We start from the raw sequence: 21,364 nt of genomic DNA, 5'->3' as shown, positions 1-21,364 counted from the left end.
TGCATGAGAGAGGCTGCGGCACGTTTTCAACGCTGCTGCAGGTCATGAAATTCGCACACCACATCCACCCGAACGCCGTTTCCGGTGTTCAGGTGGGCGTGTGGTCGGGAAGTCGGGATTCAGTGCGATCGATAGCTCAGCACGACATCGGCAGCGAGGCCGGCTGTGCCATCCGTTTTCCCGAAAGAGCTCGTGCCGGTTATGGCCGAACCGTCGGCGAACAGTCTTGAGCCTTTGCTGGATGGCAGCAGTTCGATGAAGGCGACACGGGCCTCTTCCATCGTGCGCAGCTCTCCGGGGTCGCTAGCGCCGTTTTGATTGTGATCCTGCCAGATGCGGAACTCGTTCCAGCGATCATCGTGAGGGTCCAGAACATTGTCGCCATTGGTGTCGAAGGCCCAGCGCAAGCCTTCAAGGTCGGTCACTGGCCTGTTGCTCTTGGTTCCGCTCTCCGTTGCGATCTCGTCCTGTGTCTTCCACAGGGCAAAGGCGAGTTCTCTGGTTTGATCAATGGTCCCGTCAGGCCCTTGTTCGCCATCGGCGCCAAGGTCGATCGTCAGCAGGCCGTCCGAAGGTCCGACCCAGGCAACCGAATCCGGTGTTCCATCGCAATTCGCATCGAACAGGGGGCCTCCCGACAAGGCTGGTTCAAGTGGTCGGATATCAAGCACTCCATCGCCATCAAGGTCGAGAGCGACTGGATAAAGCCCGCCCCTTCCTCTCGAAACCGCGTCTCGTGCCTGTTTTGAAACTACGCCCCGGCCTCCTGAACTGTGGTCTACGGTGTAGGAGGCTCGTCCCGTAGAACTCTGGCCGCTTTTTGGAAAAGAAATGCCAATGCTGCCAGTTCTTTGCTTGGACTTGCGCCGACCAGAGCTAGCGCCACGGCGGTCATAGGTGGCGCCATGCCACCGATCATCCCCACTGCCCAACCGGGGGCCAATCGAGGGGCTGCCACGGTGCGGCCCTCCTCTTGGAGCATTGACCTCGGAAACCTGTTGCGCCAGCGCGTTTAGCCTATGTGGCCCATTTTTGATGGCTGTCCTGATTTCGTTGAAAACGGCCTGGTTGGACATGATTTCGATCATGTTGAACAAGTTGAAGTTGGCAAAGGTTCTCGAAGGCCTGCTGGCGCTAATGTCTGCCACTTTATCTATGAGCTGGGTTGCACCGGTCATGATGGCCTGGACGGCTATCTCGCCGCCCACAGCGCCTGCCACACCGCCGATCACGCCGCCGATGACCGAGACCAGTGGTCCGCCAGCAGCCATTCCGCCGGCAGCGCCGAGCGCCATGCCTTTCGCGCCGAAATAGAGGGCTCCCGCAAGGCGTGCCAAAGTGCCGATTGCACCTGCTGTGTCGCCGGCTTTTGCCTGCTGCGCCGCCTCGGCGACACTCACGGATATGCCCAAAGCAGTGGCAGCCGGCCCGCTGACCCTGACGCCCTTTTTGACGTAAACAGGAAGGCTGGCATAGTAATTCTTGAGCGTTGTCAGAGATGTCGCTGAGAGCAGGCTCTGCTTGCCCGAAACCACGACGGCTCCGGCCAGCTCCTCAAGCGTAGCGGCCGCCTGTCCCTTGCCAAGCTTGACGCCAGCTTTCTGCAAGGCGTCTACCGTCGTTTCGAGTGCTTTCTTCGACTTCAGAGCCGCCGCCCACTTGGCCTCCGGCGCTGGCAACTTTCCCAGCTTGCCGATCTGCGCCGCGTGCTTCCTTGTATAGCCGTCGAGGTCGCCGAAGAAGGAGCTGATCTTCGCGTTCGTCGCTACATCCGACAGACCCTTCGGCGTGTTGGTGTAAAGATCACCATTGACCAGCCCCGCTTTCAGCGTGTCCATCAGCCCGTTGACGCGCCCGGCAAGCCGCTGTCCGGCGGCTTTGTCGCCGGAGAGCATGGCGCGGTAGTCTTTGGTGCCCTGAAGCCTCTGAAGTTGACCGGCCAGCCCTTCAGAATATGCCTTCAACGGTCCACCCTGATGCGGTGAGACGCCGAGCTTTGCCGCCAGGTCCCTGGATTGCGGCAGGTTTAGCAGATTGCGCGGACTATCGAGGTTGAACAAATTGCGTTTTGAAAGCTCCTTAAGCAGTCCGCTTTTCCCGAATGCCTGACGCTCAATAATATGATGTTCCTGGTGCAAATTTGTTTTTGTCACGGTGAAATCTCTAAAAAGCAATATTAAAAATGAATGTTAATTATAGCGTCGAGACGTCGCGGAATCGAATTCCCTTTAGATCTTCATTTTTGCATGCGTCGCGCAAAATATTGTCACATATAGGGTCTGCTCCAAGACAGGGTTGTACAAAAACATGTGCAGAACCTATTTTTTCTTCATCGAAGAAAAGGCTGGCGCCTCCGGCAATGCTGTAGTGTTTTCCATGGATAAAATCATCACTAACTTCCACTTTCAATTTGGAAGAAGATAGGTCCAGTGCATCAAGCTCACGAACAACATCACAGAGATAGTATGTCGGTCCCTTGGATCCGTCCGCTAATGTGAGGTCACATTCCGCAAAGGCGAAGGCTTTCTCGTCGACGGTCTCTAGTATCCGTTTCATTCGCTCCGAAATGAGCGAGAAATCGCCATATGCCTCCATATCGCGCGGTGGCCGATGCCCCTTTTTCTCAACAATGTGCGGTACTTCCTTGAAATATCCGAAGCCTGACCACTTCCTGTAGGTTTCGACCCGATCTATCGGCGCGGCAAAAAAAGCGAGGCCAGGAACGATCAGGGCATCTTCATTGACAATTTCCAGCCCATGGCCTTTGCCGCCACCTGTAATGTCGGGACCGAACAGAAAAAACTTCCGCTTCTTCGGCTTCGCAATGGTCGTTGATCGGGAGGTTTTGTTGGCGTTCATCGCTCTTGCCTTTAGTGCGGGGTATATGGGGCTGTTGGGCCGGAGTCGTGCAGTTCGCTGCGCTCGAATGAAACTTAATTCAAGTTTGAATAGTTTTTCGATATATCTTAATAAATCCAATTACTTAGCTTAAGTGATATCAGTAGTGGAAGATTGTCAATCGCGATGTTCTAAAAATGAGTGGCGTCGGATGCCTTTACTCTTTTACCGGGTCGCTGCAGCGCCGGGGAGGGGTGAGCTTTCGGATAGCCTCTTGGGGGTTTGTTGGCCCGCTACCCTCCGCGGCAGTCGTGTTTCGCCCAATGGATATGCGTATCGAAGTGGCGCAACATTGAACGCCTCGAGACCCGGTTTCGGTGTCGCAGGCGCCCGGTTTCTATGGATTTCCCGGCCATGGCGCGATAGATAACGCTTCATGAGAAGGTTTCTGGCCGTCCTGCTTCTGATCGTTTTTGCCTTTGCGGGCGCGCTTCCCGCAATGCAGACGGCGTTTGCGGCTGATTCGGTCGCCGCCACGGAAACGGCCGCGCATCCCGCTGATTCTTCGATGATGGATTGCTGCGGGCCGGCCAGCGATGGCGCGATGCCCTTCGAGATGAATTGCGCAATGGATTGCCATTACATCGCGCCCTTCCAGGTGCAGCAGTTCCACGCCACGGTCTCTCCGCTTGCCAGCATGCCGACCGTCACGCTTCACCAGCCCGTCCCCTTACGTCTCTTTCGACCGCCCATCCTCGCCTGATCGCTTTCAGCGCCGGCATCCGGCGCATTTCAATCAGTCGAGAGAGGATATCGGTCTCCAGAAAGGTGTGCGCCTTTGCGCTGCCTTCGGGCATGAGCCCGCCACCTGAACCCGGTCGCGCAAGAGCGGCCCCGGTGGCGCGCATTCTGGCCCTCTGGACGATTTCAGTTCCTGTCGCGGCTCTCCCCGAGATCATTCGAAAGAGAACCACAATGAAGAACGCCATCCTGAAGCAGATGCCTGCCGCCGCACTTGTCCTTTCAACGCTTCTTGGTGCGGCCCATGCCGCCCCGGCAGAGAGCGACAAGACCATCACCGTCTACAAGACGCCGTGGTGCGGCTGCTGTGAAGTGTGGGTCGAGGCCATGGAAGAGGCCGGCTACACGATGAAGGTGACCGACCTTGAAGACCTCTCCAACGTCAAGAAACAGGCTGGTGTGCCTGACGCCATGGGGGCCTGTCACACGGCGGTGATCGGCGACGAGCGCAAATATGTGCTCGAAGGTCACGTGCCGATCGAGGCGGTGGAAAAGCTCATGTCCGAGAAGCCGGATGTGAAGGGCATCGCCGTTCCGGGCATGCCGATGGGCTCGCTTGGCATGGGATACGACCCTGAGGCCGAATACACGGTCTACACATTCGACGGATATGCCGACACCCAGCCGGGCGTCTTCCTCGAAACCGGCAAGAAATGACCTTGCCGGGCATTCGGGCCGGGGCGCATTGCGCTCCGGCAGCAGGCATGACCGTCGCCGTGACGGTCCTGTCTTCGCAGGCACCGTATGATGGCGGCGGCTCCGGTTTTCCCGTTCAGGCGAGGCAGGCATGCGTGCAGGCTCGGTCTTAGTCGTTCTGGGCGTCGCTTTCGCGGTCGCTCTATCGGCGGCGCTCTGGCTGGTGCTGGTGGAGGGGGCGGCGGAGGATGCTGCTCTCCTGAAGCCCGATGACCGGCAGCTCGTTGCGCGCGGCAGGGACGTCTACGCGGCCAATTGCGCCTCGTGCCATGGCGCAGACCTTGAAGGCGAGACCGCGGACTGGCGCACGCCCGGGCAGGATGGCTCCATGCCCGCGCCGCCGCATGACGAAACCGGGCACACCTGGCACCACAATGACACGCTGCTTTTCGCGATAACGAAACACGGTGTGGCTGCGGCAGCCAATCTCGACGATTACGTTTCGGCAATGCCGGTCTATGATGGCATTCTGTCGGATGAGGAGATCGTTGCGGTGCTGTCCTACATCAAGAGCACCTGGCCCGATGAGATACGCGAGGGCCACGACGAACTGAACGCGCGTTCCGCGCAGGAGCGAACACGATGAAACGACGTCACTTTCTCACAGGTGCAACCGCGCTGGCTGCGATAGGCGCTGCCGGCATCGTGCTGCGACCCTCATTGCCACCCGCCGCAGCCCTTGCCGCAGACCGCGCGCCTTTGCGCATGCCGACGCTGATCGACACGACTGAGACCGGTCGTTTCGAGGTGGTGGCGCAGACCGGGCAGACGGATTTTGGCGGCGGGCTGAGCGCCCCGACCATCGGCTTCAACCAGTCCTATCTCGGACCCGTCGTGCGCATGAAGAAGGGGCCGCTGGAGGCCAGGGTGGGCAACACGCTGCCCATTCCCGTCAGTGCGCATTGGCATGGCCTTCTTGTACCCGGAGAGCATGATGGCGGCCCGCATTTGCCCGTGGAGCCCGGTGGCGAGTGGGTTCCCGACATGGAGATCGACCAGTCGCCCTGCACCGCGTTCTTCCACACCCATATCCATGGCCGCACGGCGCGTGATGTCTATGCCGGGCTTGCCGGCGCAATCCACGTCACCGATGGTCTGGATGACGAGCGCGGCCTGCCGTCCACCTATGGAGTCGATGATCTGACGCTCCTTTTGCAGGACCGGCGCTTCACGCAGGATGGCGAACTCGCCTATGCAAGCTCCATGATGGACATCATGCATGGCATGACAGGCGACACGATGCTCATCAACGGGCAGCTCGATCCGGTGGCCGTGGTGCCGAAATCCATCGTCCGCCTGCGGCTGATCAATGCGTCGAATGCGCGGATCTATTCGCTCTTCTGTGATGACGGGCGGCCCATGCATCTGGTTGCGACGGATGGCGGCTATCTGCCGGTACCCGTGGCTTTGGAGACCCTGCGCCTGTCACCGGGCGAACGGGCCGAGATTCTTGTCGATTTCTCCGACGGTCGGGCGATGACGCTTGCGAGCGATGGCGATCCCAATTCAGGCATGGGCGGCATGATGGGACGCGCGCTTGGCATGGTGGACAGGGTCACGGGGCTGCGGCAGTTCCCGGTTCTTCCGTTCACTGTCGATGAGCGTCTTGAAGGCTCGATCAAGCGTCTGCCAGACAATCTCGGCGGCATCCGCCCGGATCATGACCCGGCAGAAATTGCCGCAACGCGCCGCTTCTCGCTCGATATGGGTATGGGCGGCGGCAGGGGCATGGGGGGCATGGGGGGCATGGGCGGAGGCATGATGGGGGGCTTCTCCATCAATGGCCGCCCCTTCGAGATGGGCGCGATCAACGAAGAAGTGGAACGCGGTGCGACGGAACGCTGGATCGTGACCACGAACATGCTCACGCACCCGTTTCACATCCATGGCGTGTCGTTTCAGGTGGTCAGCGTCAACGGACGCGAACCGGGGCCGGAAGACCAGGGCTGGAAAGACACGGTTCTTGTCGATGGCGAAACGGAGCTGCTGGTGCGGTTCGATCACCCGGCGAGCAGAGACACGCCCTTCATGTATCATTGCCACATTCTCGAACACGAGGACGCCGGCATGATGGGGCAGTTTACCGTGAGCTGAGCGGCCCCGGGGCAGGACCCGTTAATATGGCCGCGCTGGCTATTTCATCAGATACTTGACCAGCGCGGCGATCGCCAGAATGACCAGAACACCAATCAGCAGCATCCAGAGACCGCCGAACCCCATCATTCCCGTGCCCATGAAGTCGTTCATCATGATGTCTTCTCCTGTTTCGGCCTTTGCAGGGTAGAGGTTCCATCTGGTGGAAGGTCAAGCGTGAGGGCGAAAGGCGATTGACCTTCCGGTTGCTGGAAGGATTAGCTTCATCGAATCGAGACGATCTTCACCTGAAGGAGCAGCAAATGGTGACGTTGAATGTGCCTGACATGACGTGCGGGCATTGCGCAAAAGCGGTGACCGAAGCGGTCAAGAGCGTGGATTCGAATGCAGCGGTCAATGTCGACCTGGAAACGAAGACGGTTCAGATCGACAGCCAGAGCGCCGATGCCGCCGTCATTCAGGCGCTCGACGCGGCCGGCTATCCCTCGGACGTGAAAACGGCCTGAGCGGACACACCAATGAAATGGCAAAGGGCGGTGAGCTTCTGTTCGCCGCCCTTTTGCATGAGCGCCGTTAACCGGGCAGGCTTGCGCATCGGGCCCGGCGGCCTATCCTTGGAGCATGGTTTCGGGCCCGCGCGTTGCGGTGCTCCGGGCAGTTTACGGGCGCTCGGGGAAGTCGAATGAGAGATCTGTTTCGACTGTCACGCTATCACTGGCTGTTTCTGTTCATGGTCATGGCGCTGTGCGCCTTCCTGACGGCGTTTCTCTCGTTTCAGCTCATCAATGTGGCCATGGCCAATCTGGATTTTCTGCTCAGGCACGGCCTGATGGGGATCGCCGATGGCGGTCTCCTGCAGTTCCTTTCCATTCTCGCGAAAGGGTTTTTGATCGTGCTCTTCTATTTCGGCTTCAAGGGCATTGAGGCCGAACTCCTGCAACGCTGGCGCAATCCGCGTCAGAAGTGAAGCGGCTCCGGTCCTATGCCGCGATGGCGATTTCAACGCGGTTGCGGCCGGCAGATTTTGCCCGGTAGAGCGCCATGTCGGCGCGCTTGAATGCGGCTGAAAAGGGCTCGGCAGCATCTTCGCCATTGTTGGCGTAGACGCCAATGCTCACGCTGATCCGGATTTCCGCGCCGTCCTCGTGCAGATAGGGCGTGGCTTCGACGGCCTTGCGCAGGCGCTCACCGAGGTTGAAACCGCGATTGGCGTCATGCATCGGCAGGACGAGCGCAATCTCTTCGCCGCCGAAACGCGCCACAAGGTCGCTCTGGCGCACATTGGCGCGCACCAGTGCAGCCAGATGCTTGAGCACTTTGTCGCCCACATCATGGCCGTGGACATCGTTGATCTGTTTGAAGTGATCGATGTCGATCAGCATCAATGTGCAGGCCTCGCCCCGTCGCATGGCGGAATCCATGATGTTGGGGCCGCGCATGTCGAACACGCGCCGGTTGGCGAGGCGGGTCAGTGCGTCGGTGGATGCTTCGCGCGTCAGCGTGTTCTCGCGCTCATATTGCTGGCGTTGGCGCTCGACAATGCCGCCGACGAGCATGGTGCCGAGCACGTTCATGAGCAGCATGACCGGGCCGACATTGGAGAGAAGCGCGATTGCCGTCTCGTATGGCAGAACGAACATGGAGAGCAGCGACAGGCCGGAGACCGCGCCGAGAAGGCCGAATGTCGGAAGGCTGATGCGCTCGCGCTTGAAGAGCATGGCGAAGGCAAGGCCTGCGCCTGCGCAAACCAGAATGCCGATCGCGCCGGCGATCGCACCCGCCCCGCCGATCCACAGGCGGAAAGCGATGGCTGCAACGGTGGTGAGACCGAGCGTGAGCCAGCCGCCGAAGCTCATGGCGAGAATTACGAAGGAGTTGCGCAGATCGAAGATGAGGCCGGGCGCCACCTGCACGGGCAGCGACATGGAGCCCACCGCACCGGCGGCAAACACCACGGCGATCAATGCGTGGCGCGTTGCGTCATTGGGGCTGCGACGCAGAACGATGTCGTAAAACAGCGCGGCAATTGCGGCGATACCCAAATTCTGCAAGACGCCGGAAATCAGAAGCGCTGTACTCATTGCATTATCCTTGCTCTCTCGGGACGCTAGGTAGACAAGGTTTCAATGCGGTAAAAGAGGTGGTGTGCCAGAAGCACCCGTCACCGATTTTTCAACCGCGCACCAGAGCATTCCCCGTGCGTCCGAATGAACGCAGGGCGAACTAGAAGAGGCTCCCCTGATCCTTCGGACCTTTGTCCGAGGGTTTGGGTTTCTTCGGGCTGGCTGCGACCTTGCGGCCGTCGCTGGCGGCAACCGCGCGGGTGGTCCCGTCGGCAAACTGTATCTGGAGCTCAAGGCCGGGCTGGATGTTGCGCGCCCGCTTGATGGGAAGGTCGTCAGGCCCGCGAACCAGCGCAAACCCGCGCTCCAGAACGCCTTCGTGCGACAGGGATTTCGCCAGACGCATGGTCTGATCGGCGCTTGCGTGACCCTGTTTGAGCTGCATGGCGACCTGTGTGTCGGCCCGGCGTTCGGCCTGTGCAAGGCGGTCGCGCCAATGCACGATGCGCTGCCGGAGCGCCGTCGGGGAGACGCGCGCGGCATCGCGGTCGAAGCGCGTGCGCTGGGCGCGCACAAGGGCGAGGAAGACGCCTGGCAGGCGTTCGCCGGAGGCTGCGGTGCGTCGTCGCACCTCGCTCAGACGGCGCTCCAGCGTGGCTGGTGACAGCCGCACGCCATTGAAGGTCAGTCGCTTGCGCTGCGTCGCAGCGGTGAGCGCGCGGCCGAGCCGGCCAGCGGCCTCATCGAAGCGGCGGCGCGGCAGGGCCAGAAGCTGGTCGGGCGAGGGCAGGGCGCGTGACAGCGCCTGCAGCGCCTGCCGCTTGCGGTCGCCTTCTCGCGAGACCGCGCCTTTCAGCCTCGCGGAAAGCCGGGCAACGGAGGCTTCCAGATCGGCCTTCACCGGCACGGCCATCTCGGCGGCGCCCGTCGGTGTGGGCGCGCGGCGGTCCGCCACGAGATCGATCAGCGTCCAGTCGGTTTCATGGCCGACGGCGGAGATGACCGGAATGTCCGAGGCCGCGACAGCACGCACCACGGCTTCGTCGTTGAAGCCCCACAGGTCTTCCAGACTGCCGCCGCCGCGCGCAACGATCACGAGGTCGGGGCGCGGCAGTGGTCCGCCTTCGGGCAGGGCGTTGAAGCCGGCCACCGCGTTGGACACTTCATCGCCCGTGGTCTCGCCCTGCACACGGACGGGCCAGACGAGCACATGAACCGGAAACCGGTCGGAGATGCGGTGGATGATGTCGCGGATCACCGCGCCCGTGGGGGACGTGACGACGCCGATGACACGCGGCATGAAGGGGATGGGCTTCTTGCGGCTGTCCTCGAAGAGCCCTTCTGCGGCGAGCTTCTTCTTGCGTTCTTCCAGAAGCGCCATCAGCGCGCCGGCGCCGGCCGGCTCCACGCTTTCGATGACGATCTGGTATTTCGACGAGCCCGGATATGTGGTGAGCTTGCCGGTGACGATGATCTCAAGCCCTTCCTGCGGCAGGAATTTGAGCTTGGAGAAGACGCCGCGCCAGATCACGGCTTCAAGCCGGGAGCGGTCGTCCTTGAGTGCGAAATAGGCGTGGCCGGATGAATGGGGCCCGCGATAGCCGGACACCTCGCCGCGCACGCGCACATGCCCGAACCTGTCTTCCACGGTGCGCTTCAGCGCACCCGAAATCTCACTGACGGAGAATTCCGCAACATTGCTCTGCGAATCGGCTGGGCGTATCTTTTCCATAATTTCCGATTGAGACGTTCCGGGTCCACGGGGTCAAGCCCGCGCCATCTGCCGTGCTCCGTCGCCCGCCTCACCAGCCATTCAGCAAATGGCCGGGGCGCAGGCGTTTGTTGCGCGAATTCAGGAACGCAGCGTTGAAATCATAGCTGCCGTTTTCTTCCAGAAAGGCGGGGACAGAGAGATTGTCCAGGCTCTCGGAGATGTGGCGCGCCAGCGCGTCGATGATCTCGGCCTGCCCGGTGTGGCCGCGCATGAGGCCGATATGGCAGTCGGGCAGCGCCTTGAAGCCATCGGCCTCTCCCAGAACGCGCATGCCGGGGCGCAGGGCGCATTCGGGCAGAACCGAGATGGCGAGCCCCGACAGAACCGCCGTGGCGATGACGGTTGCCGAGAAGCTGGTGAAAAGGACGCGATAGTCGCGGCCCTCCTCTTCGAGGGCTGCGCAGGCCGTGCGCCGCCACAGGCAGTTCGGCCGCCCAAACGCCATGGGCAGAACCTCGCGTTCATGGACCGTGTGATTGGCCGAGCTGACCCACAGGATCGGTTCGCGGCGCACCGGCTCCGATCCGCCTCTGGAATCATCATGCGTGACAAGCGCCAGGTCGAGCGTTCCCTTGCGGATGTGCTCGACCAGATTGGATGTCGGTTCGCAGGCGACCGAGAGCTCGACACGCGGGTTGGAACGCGAAAAGCGCGCCATGATCTCCGGCAGGAAGCGGTCGGCGTAATCATCGGGTGTGCCGATGCGGATATGGCCTTCCAGGCTGGCATCGTCAAAAGCGGCCAGCGTCTCGCGGTTCAGCCGCAGCATGCGGCGCGCATAGGCCAGGAGGCGCTCGCCATCCTCCGTCAGACGATTGGTTCTGCCATCCTTCTGAAACAGCGTCTTGCCGATCCGCTCTTCCAGCCGGCGCATCTGCATGGACACGGCAGACTGGGTGCGGTGCACCTCTTCGGCGGCCCGCGTAAAACTTCCCGTATCGGCAATCGCGATGAAGGTTGCGAGCTGGTCGAGGTCGAGTGGGGCGGCCATGGATCAATCCATCATTGAAGCTGATGATAAAAATTAGAAACATTCGTTCGACTAATCAATAAGCCTTTGACACTATCGCGCTGTCTTCGGAAATGGCCCGCCTATCCCTTCTAAACCCCTTGGCCAACCCCCTGGCCAAACCCTGTCAGGGCAAGCCGTTTCCCAGTGTCACCGCCGATATGAAGGATTTGCTCGATGCCACGCGCACACACCGATGCTCTCGCCGTAACCGCTGTCCCGCAGCCGGCTGGCGTGGTGCGTGCGCTCACGGTATCGCTATGCGCCAAACTCACGGGCCTCTTGAGCGCGCGCCGCGCCGCGCGTCAGCTCTCGGAAATGTCCGACTGGCAGCTTGCCGATATCGGGCTGACGCGTTGTGACGTTGATACCGCCGCGCTCAGTGTGCCGCGCGCCCAGGTGACGCAACGGCTACAGACCGTCGCTCACGAGCGGGCGCGTATGGCGGCCATTCATGGCGCAGCCGGACACAAATCGTGAGTTTCGAGCGTTTTTCTGATCCCAAGCAGGCCTGACTCCCGCATGCCGGTTCCCCCCGGCAGCCTGCCACTTGCCCGGTCCTCTGGACCGGGCTTTTTTATGCGTGGAGACTTCAGGCGGTGTCGTCGTCGTCCTGATCGAGCGGGCGACCCGGAAGGACATAGCTGCCCGACAGCCAGCGATTGAGGTCGACGTTCTTGCAACGCTTGGAGCAGAAGGGATAGTGCGCGCGCAGCGATTCCTTGCCGCATTCCGGGCAGGGACGCTTGGGGCGCAGCGGCGTGACCTTTTCTTTCTGGTCCTGATCCATCTCAGCGCGCTCCCAGTCCGGACAGCCAGTTGAAGTGTACCTTGTAGCCTTCGGCGACCAGAAGGTTGACCGTTTCATAGAGGGGCAGGCCGACCACATTGGTGTAGGAGCCGACCAGTTTGACGACAAACGTGCCTGCGAGCCCCTGAATGGCGTAGCCACCGGCCTTGCCGCGCCACTCGCCCGAAGCGAGATAGCTTTCCAGCTCCTCATGCGACAGGCGCTTGAAGCGCACGCGCGTCTCGACGATGCGCTGGCGCACCTTTCCCGACGGCGTGATGAGGCAAAGCCCGGTGTAGACCCGGTGGGCGCGGCCCGAGAGCAGCTGCAGGCAGTTGGATGCCTCGTCCACCATTTCGGCCTTGGGCAGGATCCGGCGGCCAACCGACACGACCGTGTCTGCGGCCAGCAGGTAATGACCTTCCGCCTCGCCATCCTGCGTCAGGCGCTCATGCGCCTTCTCCGCCTTGCCAAGCGCCAGACGGCGGGCAAGCGAGCGGGGATGTTCGCTCTTCAGCGGCGTTTCGTCGATATCGGCAGGCGCAAGGCGGTCCGGCTCGATGCCCGCCTGCTGCAGGAGTTCGACGCGGCGGGGCGAGCCAGAGGCCAGCACGAGTTTCTGCAGTGCGCTCATTGCAATGTCACCGACCGCGTCAGACGGCTTACTTGAAGCGGTAGGTGATGCGGCCCTTGGTCAGGTCGTAGGGCGTCATCTCGACGAGCACCTTGTCACCTGTCAGAACGCGGATGCGGTTCTTGCGCATGCGTCCAGCAGTGTGGGCGATGATCTCGTGTTCATTTTCCAGCTTCACGCGAAACATTGCGTTGGGCAGCAGTTCTGTGACCACGCCTGGAAACTCCAGGACTTCTTCCTTTGGCATCCGTTACCTTCGGCTCTTTTAGGATATTTCCGGCCGACGACCGGAATTTGGCGCGGAACCTAGCCCATTCATCACCCTTTGTGAACAAGCCAAACCCCGGCAAACGTGAATTTGTGTCGGAATTGTTTCACGTTTCGAAGCGCTGGGCGATGGATGCGGCCAGACGGTCGCGCACATCGCGGTAGGCGGCGACGATCTGGTCGCGTGTGCCGCTGACCACGGTGGGGTCCATCGTCGGCCAGTATTCCACGTCAGCCGCGATGGTTCGCGTCATGTCGAGAGCGCGGTGATGCGCCTCGGGCGACAGGGTGATGATCAGATCGAAATTGGTGTCCGCCAGCTCTTCGATGGACTGCGGCTGGCGCGTGCCCAGCGAAAGGCCCTTCTCGTCCAGCACAGCATCGACAAAGGGGTCGCGCTCGCCGGCGCGAAGGCCGGCAGACGCCAGAAACACGCCGGCTGGCAGGCTTTGCCGCGCCAGCGCCTCGGCCATGGGAGAGCGAATGGCGTTCATGCCGCACAGAAACAACACCGATTGCGGCGCACGCTGTTTCTCCGCGACGCCGGGGCTCATGACTGCACCCTGCCGTGGCAGGTGCACATGACGCGCCTCAGCCCCGCCAATGCAGCACGCAAACCAGGGTGAAGAGCCGCCGGGCGGTGTCGAAGTCGACCTCGATCTTGTCTTTCAGGCGATCCATCAGGGTTTGCGATCCCTCATTGTGCAGACCGCGCCGGCCCATGTCGATAGCCTCGATCTGGCTGGGCGTGGCGCTGCGAATGGCATCGTAATAGCTTTCGCAGATCATGAAATAGTCTTTCACGATGCGCCGGAAGGGGGTGAGCGACAGAATATGGGTCACCACGGCCTCGTCATTTTCACGGGAGATCGCGAAGACCAGGCGGGAATCGACAAGAGAGAGTTTCAGCTTGTAGGGGCCGTCCTTCTTGTCGCCGACGGGCCGGAAGCAGTTTTCCTCGACCAGGTCGAAGATCGCGACCGCCCGTTCATGCTCGACATCGGGAGTCCCGCGGCCAACGGACTCATCGAGTTCGACATCGATCAGACGTGCCGTATCGGAGTCCGGACAAGCCATGTCAGACGTCGTGGCTTGGTCGGCTTGGCGTTTCCCACGCCGCGCCGAGATCGGTGAGCCGCGCCTCGATACACTCGACATCAAGGCGCAGCGCGGCATCGCCGGAGAAGATCAGTTCGACCACCCCCGACGGTTCCTGCGTGGGGACGAAGTTGATCGCCAGAAGCGAGAGAACGTCGTTCGGCCTGTTGCGGTCGATCCCTGCCGTGCGCACGGACTGGACCCGGTCGAAGTGAAGAACGCTGCGGCGGCGCTCATGCGGGGACTGTCTCAGGAAGCTGCGCTTGGTCTCGTTTTCCCAGACAAAGCGGTTGAAGGCCGCTGCAAAGCGCCGGTTCGACGGCTCGAATGCAAGATCGCCAACCTTGACGACCGCGTCCTGCAGGTGCGCCGAAAGTATGCCGAGATCGACATCGTCGAGCGCTACGAGCTTGAGAAAATCCATGTTAACGCGCCACTCAGGTTCAGCTTGAAATACGCTCGATCACTGCGCCACAGGCGGAGAGTTTTTCTTCCAGCCGCTCAAAGCCGCGATCCAGATGATAGACGCGGTTTACCTCTGTCTGGCCCTGTGCCGCAAGGGCAGCGATGACCAGCGATACCGAAGCGCGCAGATCGGTGGCCATCACCGGCGCGCCGCGCAGCTCCGAAACGCCGTCCACTACCGCGGTCTGGCCCGAAAGCGAGATATTCGCGCCCAGGCGCGCCAGCTCCTGCACGTGCATGAAGCGGTTCTCGAAAATCGTCTCGGTGATGTGCGAGCGCCCCTTGGCCATGGTCATCAGGCCCATGAACTGCGCCTGCAGATCGGTGGGGAAGCCGGGGAAGGGCTGTGTGGTGATGTCGACCGGATTGATGCCGGCGCCATTGCGGCGCACGCGGATGCCGCTGTTGGTGCGGGTGATCTCTGCGCCGGTCTGTTCCAGCGTGTCGAGCACGGCTTCCAGAAGGTCTGCCTGCGCGCCTTCGAGCATCACGTCGCCGCCGGTCATGGCAACGGCCATGGCGTAGGTGCCGGTCTCGATGCGGTCGGGGATCACGCGATGGCGCGCGCCCGAAAGGCTGGTCACGCCTTCAATGGTGATGGTGTCCGTGCTGGCGCCAGAAATCTTCGCGCCCATGGCGTTGAGGCAGTCGGCCAGATTGACGATTTCTGGCTCGCGCGCGGAATTCTCCAGCACCGTCTCGCCCTTGGCGAGTGCTGCGGCCATCATCAGCACATGCGTTGCGCCGACTGAAATCTTTGGAAACACGTAGCGGTTGCCGATGAGGCCGTTCTTGGCCTTCGCGTTCACGTAACCCTGCTCGATCTCGATCTCCGCGCCCAGCGCGCGCAGTCCGTCGATGAAGAGGTCAACAGGGCGGGTGCCGATGGCGCAGCCACCGGGCAGCGAGACGCGGGCCACGCCCATGCGCGCCAGAAGCGGTCCGATCACCCAGAAGCTCGCGCGCATCTTCGAGACGAGCTCGTAGGGAGCCGTGGTGTCAACGATGCTGCGGGCGGTGAAATGGATGGTGCGGGAATAGCCCTTTTGCTGGTTCTCGCGGCGACCGTTCACCGAATAGTCGACACCGTGATTGCCGAGAATGCGGATCAGGCTTTCGACGTCGGCCAGATGCGGAACATTGTCCAGCGTGAGCGTGTCGTCTGTCAAAAGCGACGCGATCATTAGCGGCAGCGCTGCGTTCTTGGCGCCCGAAATCGGCAACGTGCCATTCAGCTCGTTACCACCGGTTATGCGTATGCGGTCCATCCGTTCTCACTTTCCGGGCGCTTGTTCCGACATGGTCTGATCGTGGGCTGTCCCCGATTTGCCGGCAGCGATCTGCCAGCCCCGACTTGCCTGAATACGCCGATTGCCTTGCGGTATCGTAAAGGAATGCTTGATCGCGGCGGAATTGGAGCATGCGACGCCGCGAAGCGTTTGCCGCAAGACGTATTCGTTTAAATTGGTCCTAAAACATGGCCGCGCGCTGCGCAAGGCGGGGAATGCGTCGTGAAACGCCGTTATTCTTCCGATTCCGCCGGGCTCGATTGCAGGCCTTCGGGGCGCTGGTCTGCCTCGCCCTGACGGCGCGAACGCGCCTGGGCCTTGCGGCGGGCAAGGTTGGCGCGCAATTGCGCTGCGAGGCGATTCTTGCGTTCTTCATCGCCCTTGCTGCCGACGACGGGCGGATTCTGTTTATCGGCTTTGCTCACATGAGGCTCCATGTCAGTTGAAACCGCCTTTCTATGGCTTTCTCAGGGCGCGCAGAGAGCGCCGTTTGGGCCGGCTTTGGCGGCAAATTTCACAAGCTTCTATCAAACTGTGCAATTGAATGCGAATGTGCGCTTGCGCAATGCTTTTCATTGTGGCAGAAGTCCGCCGCATCACAGAGACAGACGCAGTTCTGTTCGTGGTGAGCGAAACGCAGACGCATCATCCGTCACCCCAGCGTTTCCGCCTTATGGCATGCTGCCGTAGCTCAGGGGTAGAGCACTCCCTTGGTAAGGGAGAGGTCGAGAGTTCGAATCTCTCCGGCAGCACCAGTCATCATCCAATCCATAAATGCAGTATACCTAACGGTTTCCACAGGAACACCGTAAGCGCACGCTGCCTTACGGCGTAGCGTTCGCGTGTGGTGGCTTACTTGTTCATAAGCCGCGCGGTGCGGATTCTGAGAATCATCGGCGACGGGCGAGCCATGGCGGTGTTTTGTTACCGCACAGCTTTGCGTGTCGGAGTTCGGTCCAGTCTCCGGGGCTTAATTCGAGGTGTTCATGATCCGGGCAGGCCATTGGGAGAGTCCCGAAGACTCTCACGGTGGCAGGCGTCGAATGCGTAGTGCGTTTTCCAATGCGTAACACTGCTGGCCAGCGCATGAATTGCCATGCCTGCCACGGCAACTCGAACAGTCATGCCAACTTTGTGGCACGCAGCACGCCGATATCGATACGCACCGTTTACGCCGGGCAGCCCTGCTGCCTGTTTGTCGCGACGGTTGAAACAATGACAGGAGAGGATGGTGCCTGGCTCAGACGCCGGCGCCGCAATTGCTCTCGAAACTTGCGAAAAGCGAGAGATGATGCTGCAGAAAAAAAATACCAATGAAGCTGGGGCTCGGGCGACAGGAAAAGAGGTGGCGCTGACCAGGGAGACCTCGAGCGAAAAGCAGGCGAATGACGAGCGCCTTCTCGCCCTGGAGCGCCTTCTTGAGAATCCGGAGTTTCGAGCGTCCGACCGCAACAAGCGGTTTCTGCGTTTCGTGGTCGAGGAAACGGTGGCAGGGCGCGCCGACAGGATCAAGGCTTTCACCATTGCAGTCGATGTGTTCGGGCGCGACGCCAATTTCGATGCAACCGTCGATCCCATCGTCCGCATTGCCGCCGGGCAATTGCGCAAGTCGCTCAGGGAGTATTATGCCGAGGCCGGGCAGGGCGATGTCGTCCAGATTGCCATTCCGCTCGGCGCTTATGTTCCAACATTCGACAAGCGCTCATCGACATCCGCCTTCATGAGCAATCTGTCCCGGGGCTTCAACAAAGGCCCCTCTCTGGTCGCCGGTGCAGCACTGCTTGCCGCAGCGGCTCTAGCCGTGTCGACATATGCACCGGTCTGGCTCGGGCAGCCGGGCAAATCCGGAGGTGGCGGCGCTGTCCTGTTGCTCGACAGCGCTCGTGCAAATCCTTCCAGTGCGGACGCCACCCAACTCGCGAACATGCTGAACGATGCGCTGTGGCTGAAGGTCGGCCGGGAGGAGGGAATTCGCTCGGTCGGGGTGCGTCCGGAGGAAAAGCTCGATGCGGTGAGCGCCCGCGTTCGCGAGACATATGGAACAGGCAGCAATGTTTATGAGCTGCTGACCAGTGTGCAGGTCGAGTCCGATGAAGTTCGGATCTACTGGCACCTGCTGGATTCGGACTCACGTGAAGTGCAGGTTTCCGCCCGGATGGAAGAAATGCTGGTTCCCGACGCGAAGGGAGATCTGGCCGACGCCATCGCGTCGCGGGTCGCGGCATCCCTGTTTGGGTATGAAGGTGTGCTCGCCCATTATCAGGCAGGGGCGAGGGTCGCCGCGCGCAGCCCGGAAGAATAGGCGGAGCAAGATCAGGCCGCGTCTCTCTTGCGGACTTGCAGAGAGGCACGGTCGCTTTCTATCGCGTCCTTTTCTTTTCACTGGCTCCAGCGGAGTGGCGTGAGACTGTTCAGCAAAAGCGAGCCTCTCGAACGCAAAGAACGCACCGGAAGGAGCGTGATCCTTCGGCGCGATGCCCGCATTCGTGCCGGCAAGGCAGGAGAGTGCGCCAGGGTCCTGAGCCTAGCCCTGAAGTTTCAGCCGGAGACGCTTGATGCGCTCTTTCATGACGAGCTTCGGTCCGAAAAAGGGGTGATTGCGTTTGCAATCCTGGAGAAGGTCGAGGTCAACCGGTCCCTGCCGCACCATCAGAATATCCACTTCCGCACTGGAGTGGCCCTGTTGCGCCATCTCATCGAGAAGCACTTCAATGGAATAGTGGTCGGTTAGCGGTTTTGCGGGCACTTTCGGACCCCTGGATCAGGCAGCCGTACGAGGCGGTTGCGCTTTTGAGAAATTGGGTCCCAAAGCCTCGCCGACACTTCCAGGAAGTGAGGCAAGACTTTGGGAGAGGCCGGCCCGGGGGGCGGGAGGGCCGGCTTTGGCGGCACACTTCGCACGCGGTGCGAAGTGAATTCTCAAGGCTGATTTACGGAGGTGGCGCGGGCGTTGCCGCGTGGGAGGTCAGAAAGGGTATTTCATGCTGAAAGAGCTGCATCGCCCCGTCCATTCCGCGTATTCATCTTGTGATTGAAATATGCGACGGAGTGCAGCTTATGCGGAAATCACAGGGTGCATTTTTTCCGGAAAAACGCATTTTGGGGCCGGGAATCCCCGATTGACAGCCGGCTGAGGTCAAGTCATAAACTTACGTCTATTTAGATAAACAAATGTTCTTTCCGGGAATGGTTATGAACAGTGTTTCAGGGGGAGGAAAATGGACGCATTTCTGAGCGGCCTCAAAACGGCCGTGGACACACTCGGCGCAACGGTTCTGTTGCCCATCGTCATCTTTGTCATCGCCGTTGTTCTGGGGGCCAAGGTCGGCAAGGCGTTTCGCGCTGCCGTCACCATCGGCGTGGCTTTCATCGGCATCAATCTCGTGCTCGGCCTCATGCTGGGCTCCATCGGGGATGTTGCGCAGGCCATCGTCACCAACACGGGTATCCAGCGCGATATCGTTGATGTGGGCTGGCCTTCGGCTGCCGCAATCGCGTTTGGTTCGTCGGTCGGTCTCTGGGTCATTCCCATCGGCATCGCCGTCAACATCGTGCTGCTTCTCACGCGCATGACCCGCACGCTGAATGTCGACGTCTGGAATTTCTGGCACTTCGCGTTCATCGGTTCGCTCGCCGTCGCCGCCACGGGCAGCCTCGGCTACGGCCTCGTCATCACCGCGCTGATGGCCGCCCTGTCGCTTCTCTTCGCCGACTGGTCGGCGCGTGCGGTGCAGAAATTCTACGGCATTCCGGGCGTTTCGGTGCCGCATCTGGCATCCGCGCAGATCCTGCCGATCGCCATCGTCGTAAACTGGATCATAGAGCGCATCCCGGGTGTCAACAAGATCAACATCTCGACCGAAACCATCGAGCGCCGCTTCGGCGTGTTCGGCGAGCCGGTCGTTCTGGGTCTGGTCATCGGCCTCGTGCTCGGCGCCATCGGTTATTACAATGCCGGCGATTTCGGCACGGTTCTCTCCAAGGTTCTGCAGACGGGCATGACGCTCGCCGCCGTGATGCTGCTTCTGCCGCGCATGGTGAAGATCCTGATGGAGGGCCTGCTGCCGGTTTCGGAAGCCGCACAGGAATTCGTGCGCAAGCGCACGGGCGACCGCGAGCTGCTGGTCGGTCTCGATTCGGCGATCCTCATCGGCCATCCGGCCGCGATCTCGTCGTCGCTCATTCTGGTGCCCATCGCCATCGCCCTTTCGGTGATCCTGCCGGGCAACCGCGTGATCCTGTTCGCCGACCTTGCGGTCATTCCGTTCATCGTCGCGATGGCGGCGCCGCTCATGCGCGGCAATGTGTTCCGCATGGTCATCGTCGGCACGGTCACGCTGGCCGTCGGTTTCTATGTTGCCAACGCGCTTGCGCCGCTGTTCACCAGCGCTGCAATCGATTCCGGCTTCGAGATGCCCGAGAACGCGGTTCAGATCACCTCGGTGGTCGACGGCTTCCTGTGGATCTCCTACGTGGTCATCGCAGCGATCCGCGATCTCGGCGTTGCCGGGCTGGGTCTGCTTGCCGCGCTCATCGCGGCGTGCTTCTGGCTCTACCGCCGCAACACGCAGGCCTGGGAACGGGCTGCTGGTGCGGAAGACGACACTGCACAGGAAGGCTAATAGGTTAGTGAATGGCTGAAGCCCTTATGAACCACATCGATCCCGAGGCGATTGTCCTCGGGGTCGACACCGACAGCCGCGAGGCTGTCATCCGACTGCTGGCGGAAAAACTTCAGGCTGCCGGTTATGTGAAGGACAGTTTTGCCGATGCGGTTCTCGCCCGCGAAGCCTCGATGCCGACCGGTCTGCCGCTCGGCCACGCGGTGAATGTCGCGGTGCCGCACACGGATCCGGAGCATGTTCTCAAGCCGGGCATCGCACTGGCGACGCTCAAGAAGCCGGTCGCCTTCGCCAATATGGAAGACCCGGACGAGCCGGTCGAGGTGGGCCTGGTTTTCCTGATGGCGCTCAACGACAAGGATCGCCAGATCGAGATGCTTCAGGAAATCATGGCGACGATCCAGAGCGAAGAGGCTATTTCTGGCCTCATGCAGGCATCGTCGGTCGATGATGTCGCTGCGGTTTTGAAGTAAGGCAGTTTTAGGAGAACGGGAACCGGTTTCCCTTCCGGAACTGTTTTGAGAAAAAGTCCCTGAACCGCATCATCGTCTCCATGACGCGATGATGCGGTTCAGACTCCATTGGTAGGGAGAAGTCCATGAGCAAGAAAACCGTTCTTTTCGCCTGCGGCACCGGCATCGCCACCTCCACGGTGGTCGCGAATGCCGTGACCGAGGCCATGAAGGAGCGCGGCATCACCATCGAGCCGCGCCAGTGCAAGGCAACGGAAGTCCGTTCGGAACTGACCGGCGTCGATCTGATCGTTTCCACCACGCAGTTACCGTCGGATCTCGACGTGCCGTCCATCGTGACGCTCGCCTTCCTGACGGGCATGGGCAAGGCCGAGGCGCTCGACAAGATCGAAGGCGAGCTGCGCAAGTAAAGCGCGCGCGCTTCCAGAATATGAAAAAAGGCCCGCAGCCG

The 21,364-nt window shown here is 61.0% G+C and carries 25 protein-coding genes and 1 tRNA gene; 13 read left to right on the top strand and 13 right to left on the bottom strand.

The window, feature by feature from the left end:
* Positions 1 to 119 precede the first annotated feature (119 nt).
* Entirely contained in the window at positions 120 to 2,153 is a 2,034-nt protein-coding gene (locus AC4PTT_RS17015) for an SPM autocatalytic domain-containing protein (protein ID WP_492161722.1), read from the bottom strand.
* Between the two features lie 40 nt (positions 2,154 to 2,193).
* A complete protein-coding gene (locus AC4PTT_RS17010; RefSeq protein ID WP_492161721.1) occupies positions 2,194 to 2,859 on the bottom strand; it encodes an imm11 family protein in 666 nt (221 codons plus the stop codon).
* A 415-nt stretch (positions 2,860 to 3,274) separates the two neighbouring features.
* Here AC4PTT_RS17010 and AC4PTT_RS17005 point away from each other — a divergent pair, with 415 nt between their 5' ends.
* From AC4PTT_RS17005 to AC4PTT_RS16980, 6 genes are all read left to right on the top strand, one after another.
* Positions 3,275 to 3,601, top strand: a complete 327-nt coding sequence (locus AC4PTT_RS17005; RefSeq protein ID WP_206544645.1) for a hypothetical protein — start codon at positions 3,275 to 3,277, stop codon at positions 3,599 to 3,601.
* A 212-nt stretch (positions 3,602 to 3,813) separates the two neighbouring features.
* Positions 3,814 to 4,296, top strand: a complete 483-nt coding sequence (locus tag AC4PTT_RS17000; protein ID WP_206993889.1) for a DUF411 domain-containing protein — start codon at positions 3,814 to 3,816, stop codon at positions 4,294 to 4,296.
* 130 nt (positions 4,297 to 4,426) lie between these two features.
* Positions 4,427 to 4,921, top strand: coding sequence for a c-type cytochrome (locus AC4PTT_RS16995; protein ID WP_492161720.1), 495 nt, complete (start codon positions 4,427 to 4,429; stop codon positions 4,919 to 4,921).
* Complete coding sequence (locus AC4PTT_RS16990; RefSeq protein ID WP_492161719.1) at positions 4,918 to 6,429, top strand: multicopper oxidase family protein; 1,512 nt, start codon at positions 4,918 to 4,920, stop codon at positions 6,427 to 6,429. The genes AC4PTT_RS16995 and AC4PTT_RS16990 overlap by 4 nt, the downstream gene beginning before the upstream one ends.
* 233 nt (positions 6,430 to 6,662) lie before the next feature.
* Entirely contained in the window at positions 6,663 to 6,935 is a 273-nt protein-coding gene (locus AC4PTT_RS16985) for a heavy-metal-associated domain-containing protein (protein WP_222473803.1), read from the top strand.
* Positions 6,936 to 7,111: 176 nt separating this feature from the next.
* Positions 7,112 to 7,396, top strand: a complete 285-nt coding sequence (locus AC4PTT_RS16980) for a hypothetical protein (protein WP_113154245.1) — start codon at positions 7,112 to 7,114, stop codon at positions 7,394 to 7,396.
* 13 nt (positions 7,397 to 7,409) lie between these two features.
* On the opposite strand, the gene AC4PTT_RS16975 is transcribed toward AC4PTT_RS16980, so the two are convergent.
* The 3 genes from AC4PTT_RS16975 to AC4PTT_RS16965 form a co-directional block, all read right to left on the bottom strand.
* On the bottom strand, positions 7,410 to 8,510 hold the full coding sequence (locus AC4PTT_RS16975; protein WP_113154246.1) for a GGDEF domain-containing protein: 1,101 nt from the start codon (positions 8,508 to 8,510) through the stop codon (positions 7,410 to 7,412).
* 142 nt (positions 8,511 to 8,652) lie between these two features.
* Complete coding sequence (xseA, locus tag AC4PTT_RS16970) at positions 8,653 to 10,224, bottom strand: exodeoxyribonuclease VII large subunit (RefSeq protein ID WP_492161718.1); 1,572 nt, start codon at positions 10,222 to 10,224, stop codon at positions 8,653 to 8,655.
* A gap of 70 nt (positions 10,225 to 10,294) precedes the next feature.
* A complete protein-coding gene (locus AC4PTT_RS16965) occupies positions 10,295 to 11,257 on the bottom strand; it encodes a LysR substrate-binding domain-containing protein (protein WP_113154248.1) in 963 nt (320 codons plus the stop codon).
* Between the two features lie 195 nt (positions 11,258 to 11,452).
* Here AC4PTT_RS16965 and AC4PTT_RS16960 point away from each other — a divergent pair, with 195 nt between their 5' ends.
* Positions 11,453 to 11,755, top strand: coding sequence for a DUF1127 domain-containing protein (locus AC4PTT_RS16960; RefSeq protein ID WP_206547000.1), 303 nt, complete (start codon positions 11,453 to 11,455; stop codon positions 11,753 to 11,755).
* Positions 11,756 to 11,867: 112 nt separating this feature from the next.
* Here AC4PTT_RS16960 and yacG read toward each other — a convergent pair whose 3' ends face one another.
* From yacG to AC4PTT_RS16920, 8 genes are all read right to left on the bottom strand, one after another.
* Positions 11,868 to 12,065, bottom strand: a complete 198-nt coding sequence (gene yacG, locus AC4PTT_RS16955; RefSeq protein ID WP_113154250.1) for a DNA gyrase inhibitor YacG — start codon at positions 12,063 to 12,065, stop codon at positions 11,868 to 11,870.
* A 1-nt stretch (position 12,066) separates the two neighbouring features.
* Positions 12,067 to 12,699 carry a Maf-like protein gene (locus AC4PTT_RS16950; RefSeq protein WP_113154251.1) on the bottom strand — a complete coding sequence of 211 codons (633 nt, stop codon included), beginning with the start codon at positions 12,697 to 12,699 and terminating at the stop codon, positions 12,067 to 12,069.
* 28 nt (positions 12,700 to 12,727) lie between these two features.
* On the bottom strand, positions 12,728 to 12,946 hold the full coding sequence (gene infA, locus AC4PTT_RS16945; RefSeq protein ID WP_006200926.1) for a translation initiation factor IF-1: 219 nt from the start codon (positions 12,944 to 12,946) through the stop codon (positions 12,728 to 12,730).
* Positions 12,947 to 13,073: 127 nt separating this feature from the next.
* A complete protein-coding gene (locus AC4PTT_RS16940) occupies positions 13,074 to 13,520 on the bottom strand; it encodes an arsenate-mycothiol transferase ArsC (RefSeq protein WP_206544651.1) in 447 nt (148 codons plus the stop codon).
* A gap of 37 nt (positions 13,521 to 13,557) precedes the next feature.
* Positions 13,558 to 14,043 carry a UPF0262 family protein gene (locus AC4PTT_RS16935; protein ID WP_113154253.1) on the bottom strand — a complete coding sequence of 162 codons (486 nt, stop codon included), beginning with the start codon at positions 14,041 to 14,043 and terminating at the stop codon, positions 13,558 to 13,560.
* A 1-nt stretch (position 14,044) separates the two neighbouring features.
* Positions 14,045 to 14,488 carry a DUF2948 family protein gene (locus tag AC4PTT_RS16930; RefSeq protein WP_206544652.1) on the bottom strand — a complete coding sequence of 148 codons (444 nt, stop codon included), beginning with the start codon at positions 14,486 to 14,488 and terminating at the stop codon, positions 14,045 to 14,047.
* A 19-nt stretch (positions 14,489 to 14,507) separates the two neighbouring features.
* A complete protein-coding gene (gene murA, locus AC4PTT_RS16925) occupies positions 14,508 to 15,797 on the bottom strand; it encodes a UDP-N-acetylglucosamine 1-carboxyvinyltransferase (protein WP_492161717.1) in 1,290 nt (429 codons plus the stop codon).
* A gap of 254 nt (positions 15,798 to 16,051) precedes the next feature.
* On the bottom strand, positions 16,052 to 16,255 hold the full coding sequence (locus AC4PTT_RS16920; RefSeq protein ID WP_113154256.1) for a hypothetical protein: 204 nt from the start codon (positions 16,253 to 16,255) through the stop codon (positions 16,052 to 16,054).
* A gap of 243 nt (positions 16,256 to 16,498) precedes the next feature.
* Between AC4PTT_RS16920 and AC4PTT_RS16915 the strand changes: the two genes are divergently transcribed.
* The 6 genes from AC4PTT_RS16915 to AC4PTT_RS16890 all read left to right on the top strand — a co-directional run bounded on the left by AC4PTT_RS16915 (position 16,499) and on the right by AC4PTT_RS16890 (position 21,323).
* Positions 16,499 to 16,573 (top strand) — tRNA-Thr (locus tag AC4PTT_RS16915).
* Between the two features lie 533 nt (positions 16,574 to 17,106).
* Complete coding sequence (locus tag AC4PTT_RS16910; protein WP_492161716.1) at positions 17,107 to 18,120, top strand: hypothetical protein; 1,014 nt, start codon at positions 17,107 to 17,109, stop codon at positions 18,118 to 18,120.
* Between the two features lie 99 nt (positions 18,121 to 18,219).
* Positions 18,220 to 18,549, top strand: coding sequence for a hypothetical protein (locus AC4PTT_RS16905; RefSeq protein ID WP_492161715.1), 330 nt, complete (start codon positions 18,220 to 18,222; stop codon positions 18,547 to 18,549).
* Positions 18,550 to 19,036: 487 nt separating this feature from the next.
* Positions 19,037 to 20,440 carry a PTS galactitol transporter subunit IIC gene (locus AC4PTT_RS16900; protein WP_113154259.1) on the top strand — a complete coding sequence of 468 codons (1,404 nt, stop codon included), beginning with the start codon at positions 19,037 to 19,039 and terminating at the stop codon, positions 20,438 to 20,440.
* A gap of 11 nt (positions 20,441 to 20,451) precedes the next feature.
* Positions 20,452 to 20,913, top strand: a complete 462-nt coding sequence (locus AC4PTT_RS16895; protein WP_113154260.1) for a PTS sugar transporter subunit IIA — start codon at positions 20,452 to 20,454, stop codon at positions 20,911 to 20,913.
* A gap of 125 nt (positions 20,914 to 21,038) precedes the next feature.
* Positions 21,039 to 21,323 carry a PTS sugar transporter subunit IIB gene (locus AC4PTT_RS16890; RefSeq protein ID WP_113154261.1) on the top strand — a complete coding sequence of 95 codons (285 nt, stop codon included), beginning with the start codon at positions 21,039 to 21,041 and terminating at the stop codon, positions 21,321 to 21,323.
* Positions 21,324 to 21,364 lie beyond the last annotated feature (41 nt).

This window comes from Nitratireductor sp. WH36-1, from assembly GCF_058725515.1.
The sequence above is the reverse complement of the archived record's forward strand: the minus strand, read 5'-3'. Positions and strand labels throughout refer to the sequence as shown.

Excerpts from the sequence above, each read along its gene's own strand:
- AC4PTT_RS17010 (WP_492161721.1), bottom strand. The coding sequence starts at position 2,859 with ATGAACGCCAACAAAACCTCCCGATCAACGACCATTGCGAAGCCGAAG.
- AC4PTT_RS17005 (WP_206544645.1), top strand. The coding sequence starts at position 3,275 with ATGAGAAGGTTTCTGGCCGTCCTGCTTCTGATCGTTTTTGCCTTTGCG.
- AC4PTT_RS17000 (WP_206993889.1), top strand. The coding sequence starts at position 3,814 with ATGAAGAACGCCATCCTGAAGCAGATGCCTGCCGCCGCACTTGTCCTT.
- AC4PTT_RS16995 (WP_492161720.1), top strand. The coding sequence starts at position 4,427 with ATGCGTGCAGGCTCGGTCTTAGTCGTTCTGGGCGTCGCTTTCGCGGTC.
- AC4PTT_RS16990 (WP_492161719.1), top strand. The coding sequence starts at position 4,918 with ATGAAACGACGTCACTTTCTCACAGGTGCAACCGCGCTGGCTGCGATA.
- AC4PTT_RS16980 (WP_113154245.1), top strand. The coding sequence starts at position 7,112 with ATGAGAGATCTGTTTCGACTGTCACGCTATCACTGGCTGTTTCTGTTC.
- AC4PTT_RS16975 (WP_113154246.1), bottom strand. The coding sequence starts at position 8,510 with ATGAGTACAGCGCTTCTGATTTCCGGCGTCTTGCAGAATTTGGGTATC.
- xseA (WP_492161718.1), bottom strand. The coding sequence starts at position 10,224 with ATGGAAAAGATACGCCCAGCCGATTCGCAGAGCAATGTTGCGGAATTC.
- AC4PTT_RS16965 (WP_113154248.1), bottom strand. The coding sequence starts at position 11,257 with ATGGCCGCCCCACTCGACCTCGACCAGCTCGCAACCTTCATCGCGATT.
- AC4PTT_RS16960 (WP_206547000.1), top strand. The coding sequence starts at position 11,453 with ATGCCACGCGCACACACCGATGCTCTCGCCGTAACCGCTGTCCCGCAG.
- yacG (WP_113154250.1), bottom strand. The coding sequence starts at position 12,065 with ATGGATCAGGACCAGAAAGAAAAGGTCACGCCGCTGCGCCCCAAGCGT.
- AC4PTT_RS16950 (WP_113154251.1), bottom strand. The coding sequence starts at position 12,699 with ATGAGCGCACTGCAGAAACTCGTGCTGGCCTCTGGCTCGCCCCGCCGC.
- infA (WP_006200926.1), bottom strand. The coding sequence starts at position 12,946 with ATGCCAAAGGAAGAAGTCCTGGAGTTTCCAGGCGTGGTCACAGAACTG.
- AC4PTT_RS16940 (WP_206544651.1), bottom strand. The coding sequence starts at position 13,520 with ATGAGCCCCGGCGTCGCGGAGAAACAGCGTGCGCCGCAATCGGTGTTG.
- AC4PTT_RS16935 (WP_113154253.1), bottom strand. The coding sequence starts at position 14,043 with ATGGCTTGTCCGGACTCCGATACGGCACGTCTGATCGATGTCGAACTC.
- AC4PTT_RS16930 (WP_206544652.1), bottom strand. The coding sequence starts at position 14,488 with ATGGATTTTCTCAAGCTCGTAGCGCTCGACGATGTCGATCTCGGCATA.
- murA (WP_492161717.1), bottom strand. The coding sequence starts at position 15,797 with ATGGACCGCATACGCATAACCGGTGGTAACGAGCTGAATGGCACGTTG.
- AC4PTT_RS16920 (WP_113154256.1), bottom strand. The coding sequence starts at position 16,255 with ATGGAGCCTCATGTGAGCAAAGCCGATAAACAGAATCCGCCCGTCGTC.
- AC4PTT_RS16910 (WP_492161716.1), top strand. The coding sequence starts at position 17,107 with ATGATGCTGCAGAAAAAAAATACCAATGAAGCTGGGGCTCGGGCGACA.
- AC4PTT_RS16900 (WP_113154259.1), top strand. The coding sequence starts at position 19,037 with ATGGACGCATTTCTGAGCGGCCTCAAAACGGCCGTGGACACACTCGGC.
- AC4PTT_RS16895 (WP_113154260.1), top strand. The coding sequence starts at position 20,452 with ATGGCTGAAGCCCTTATGAACCACATCGATCCCGAGGCGATTGTCCTC.
- AC4PTT_RS16890 (WP_113154261.1), top strand. The coding sequence starts at position 21,039 with ATGAGCAAGAAAACCGTTCTTTTCGCCTGCGGCACCGGCATCGCCACC.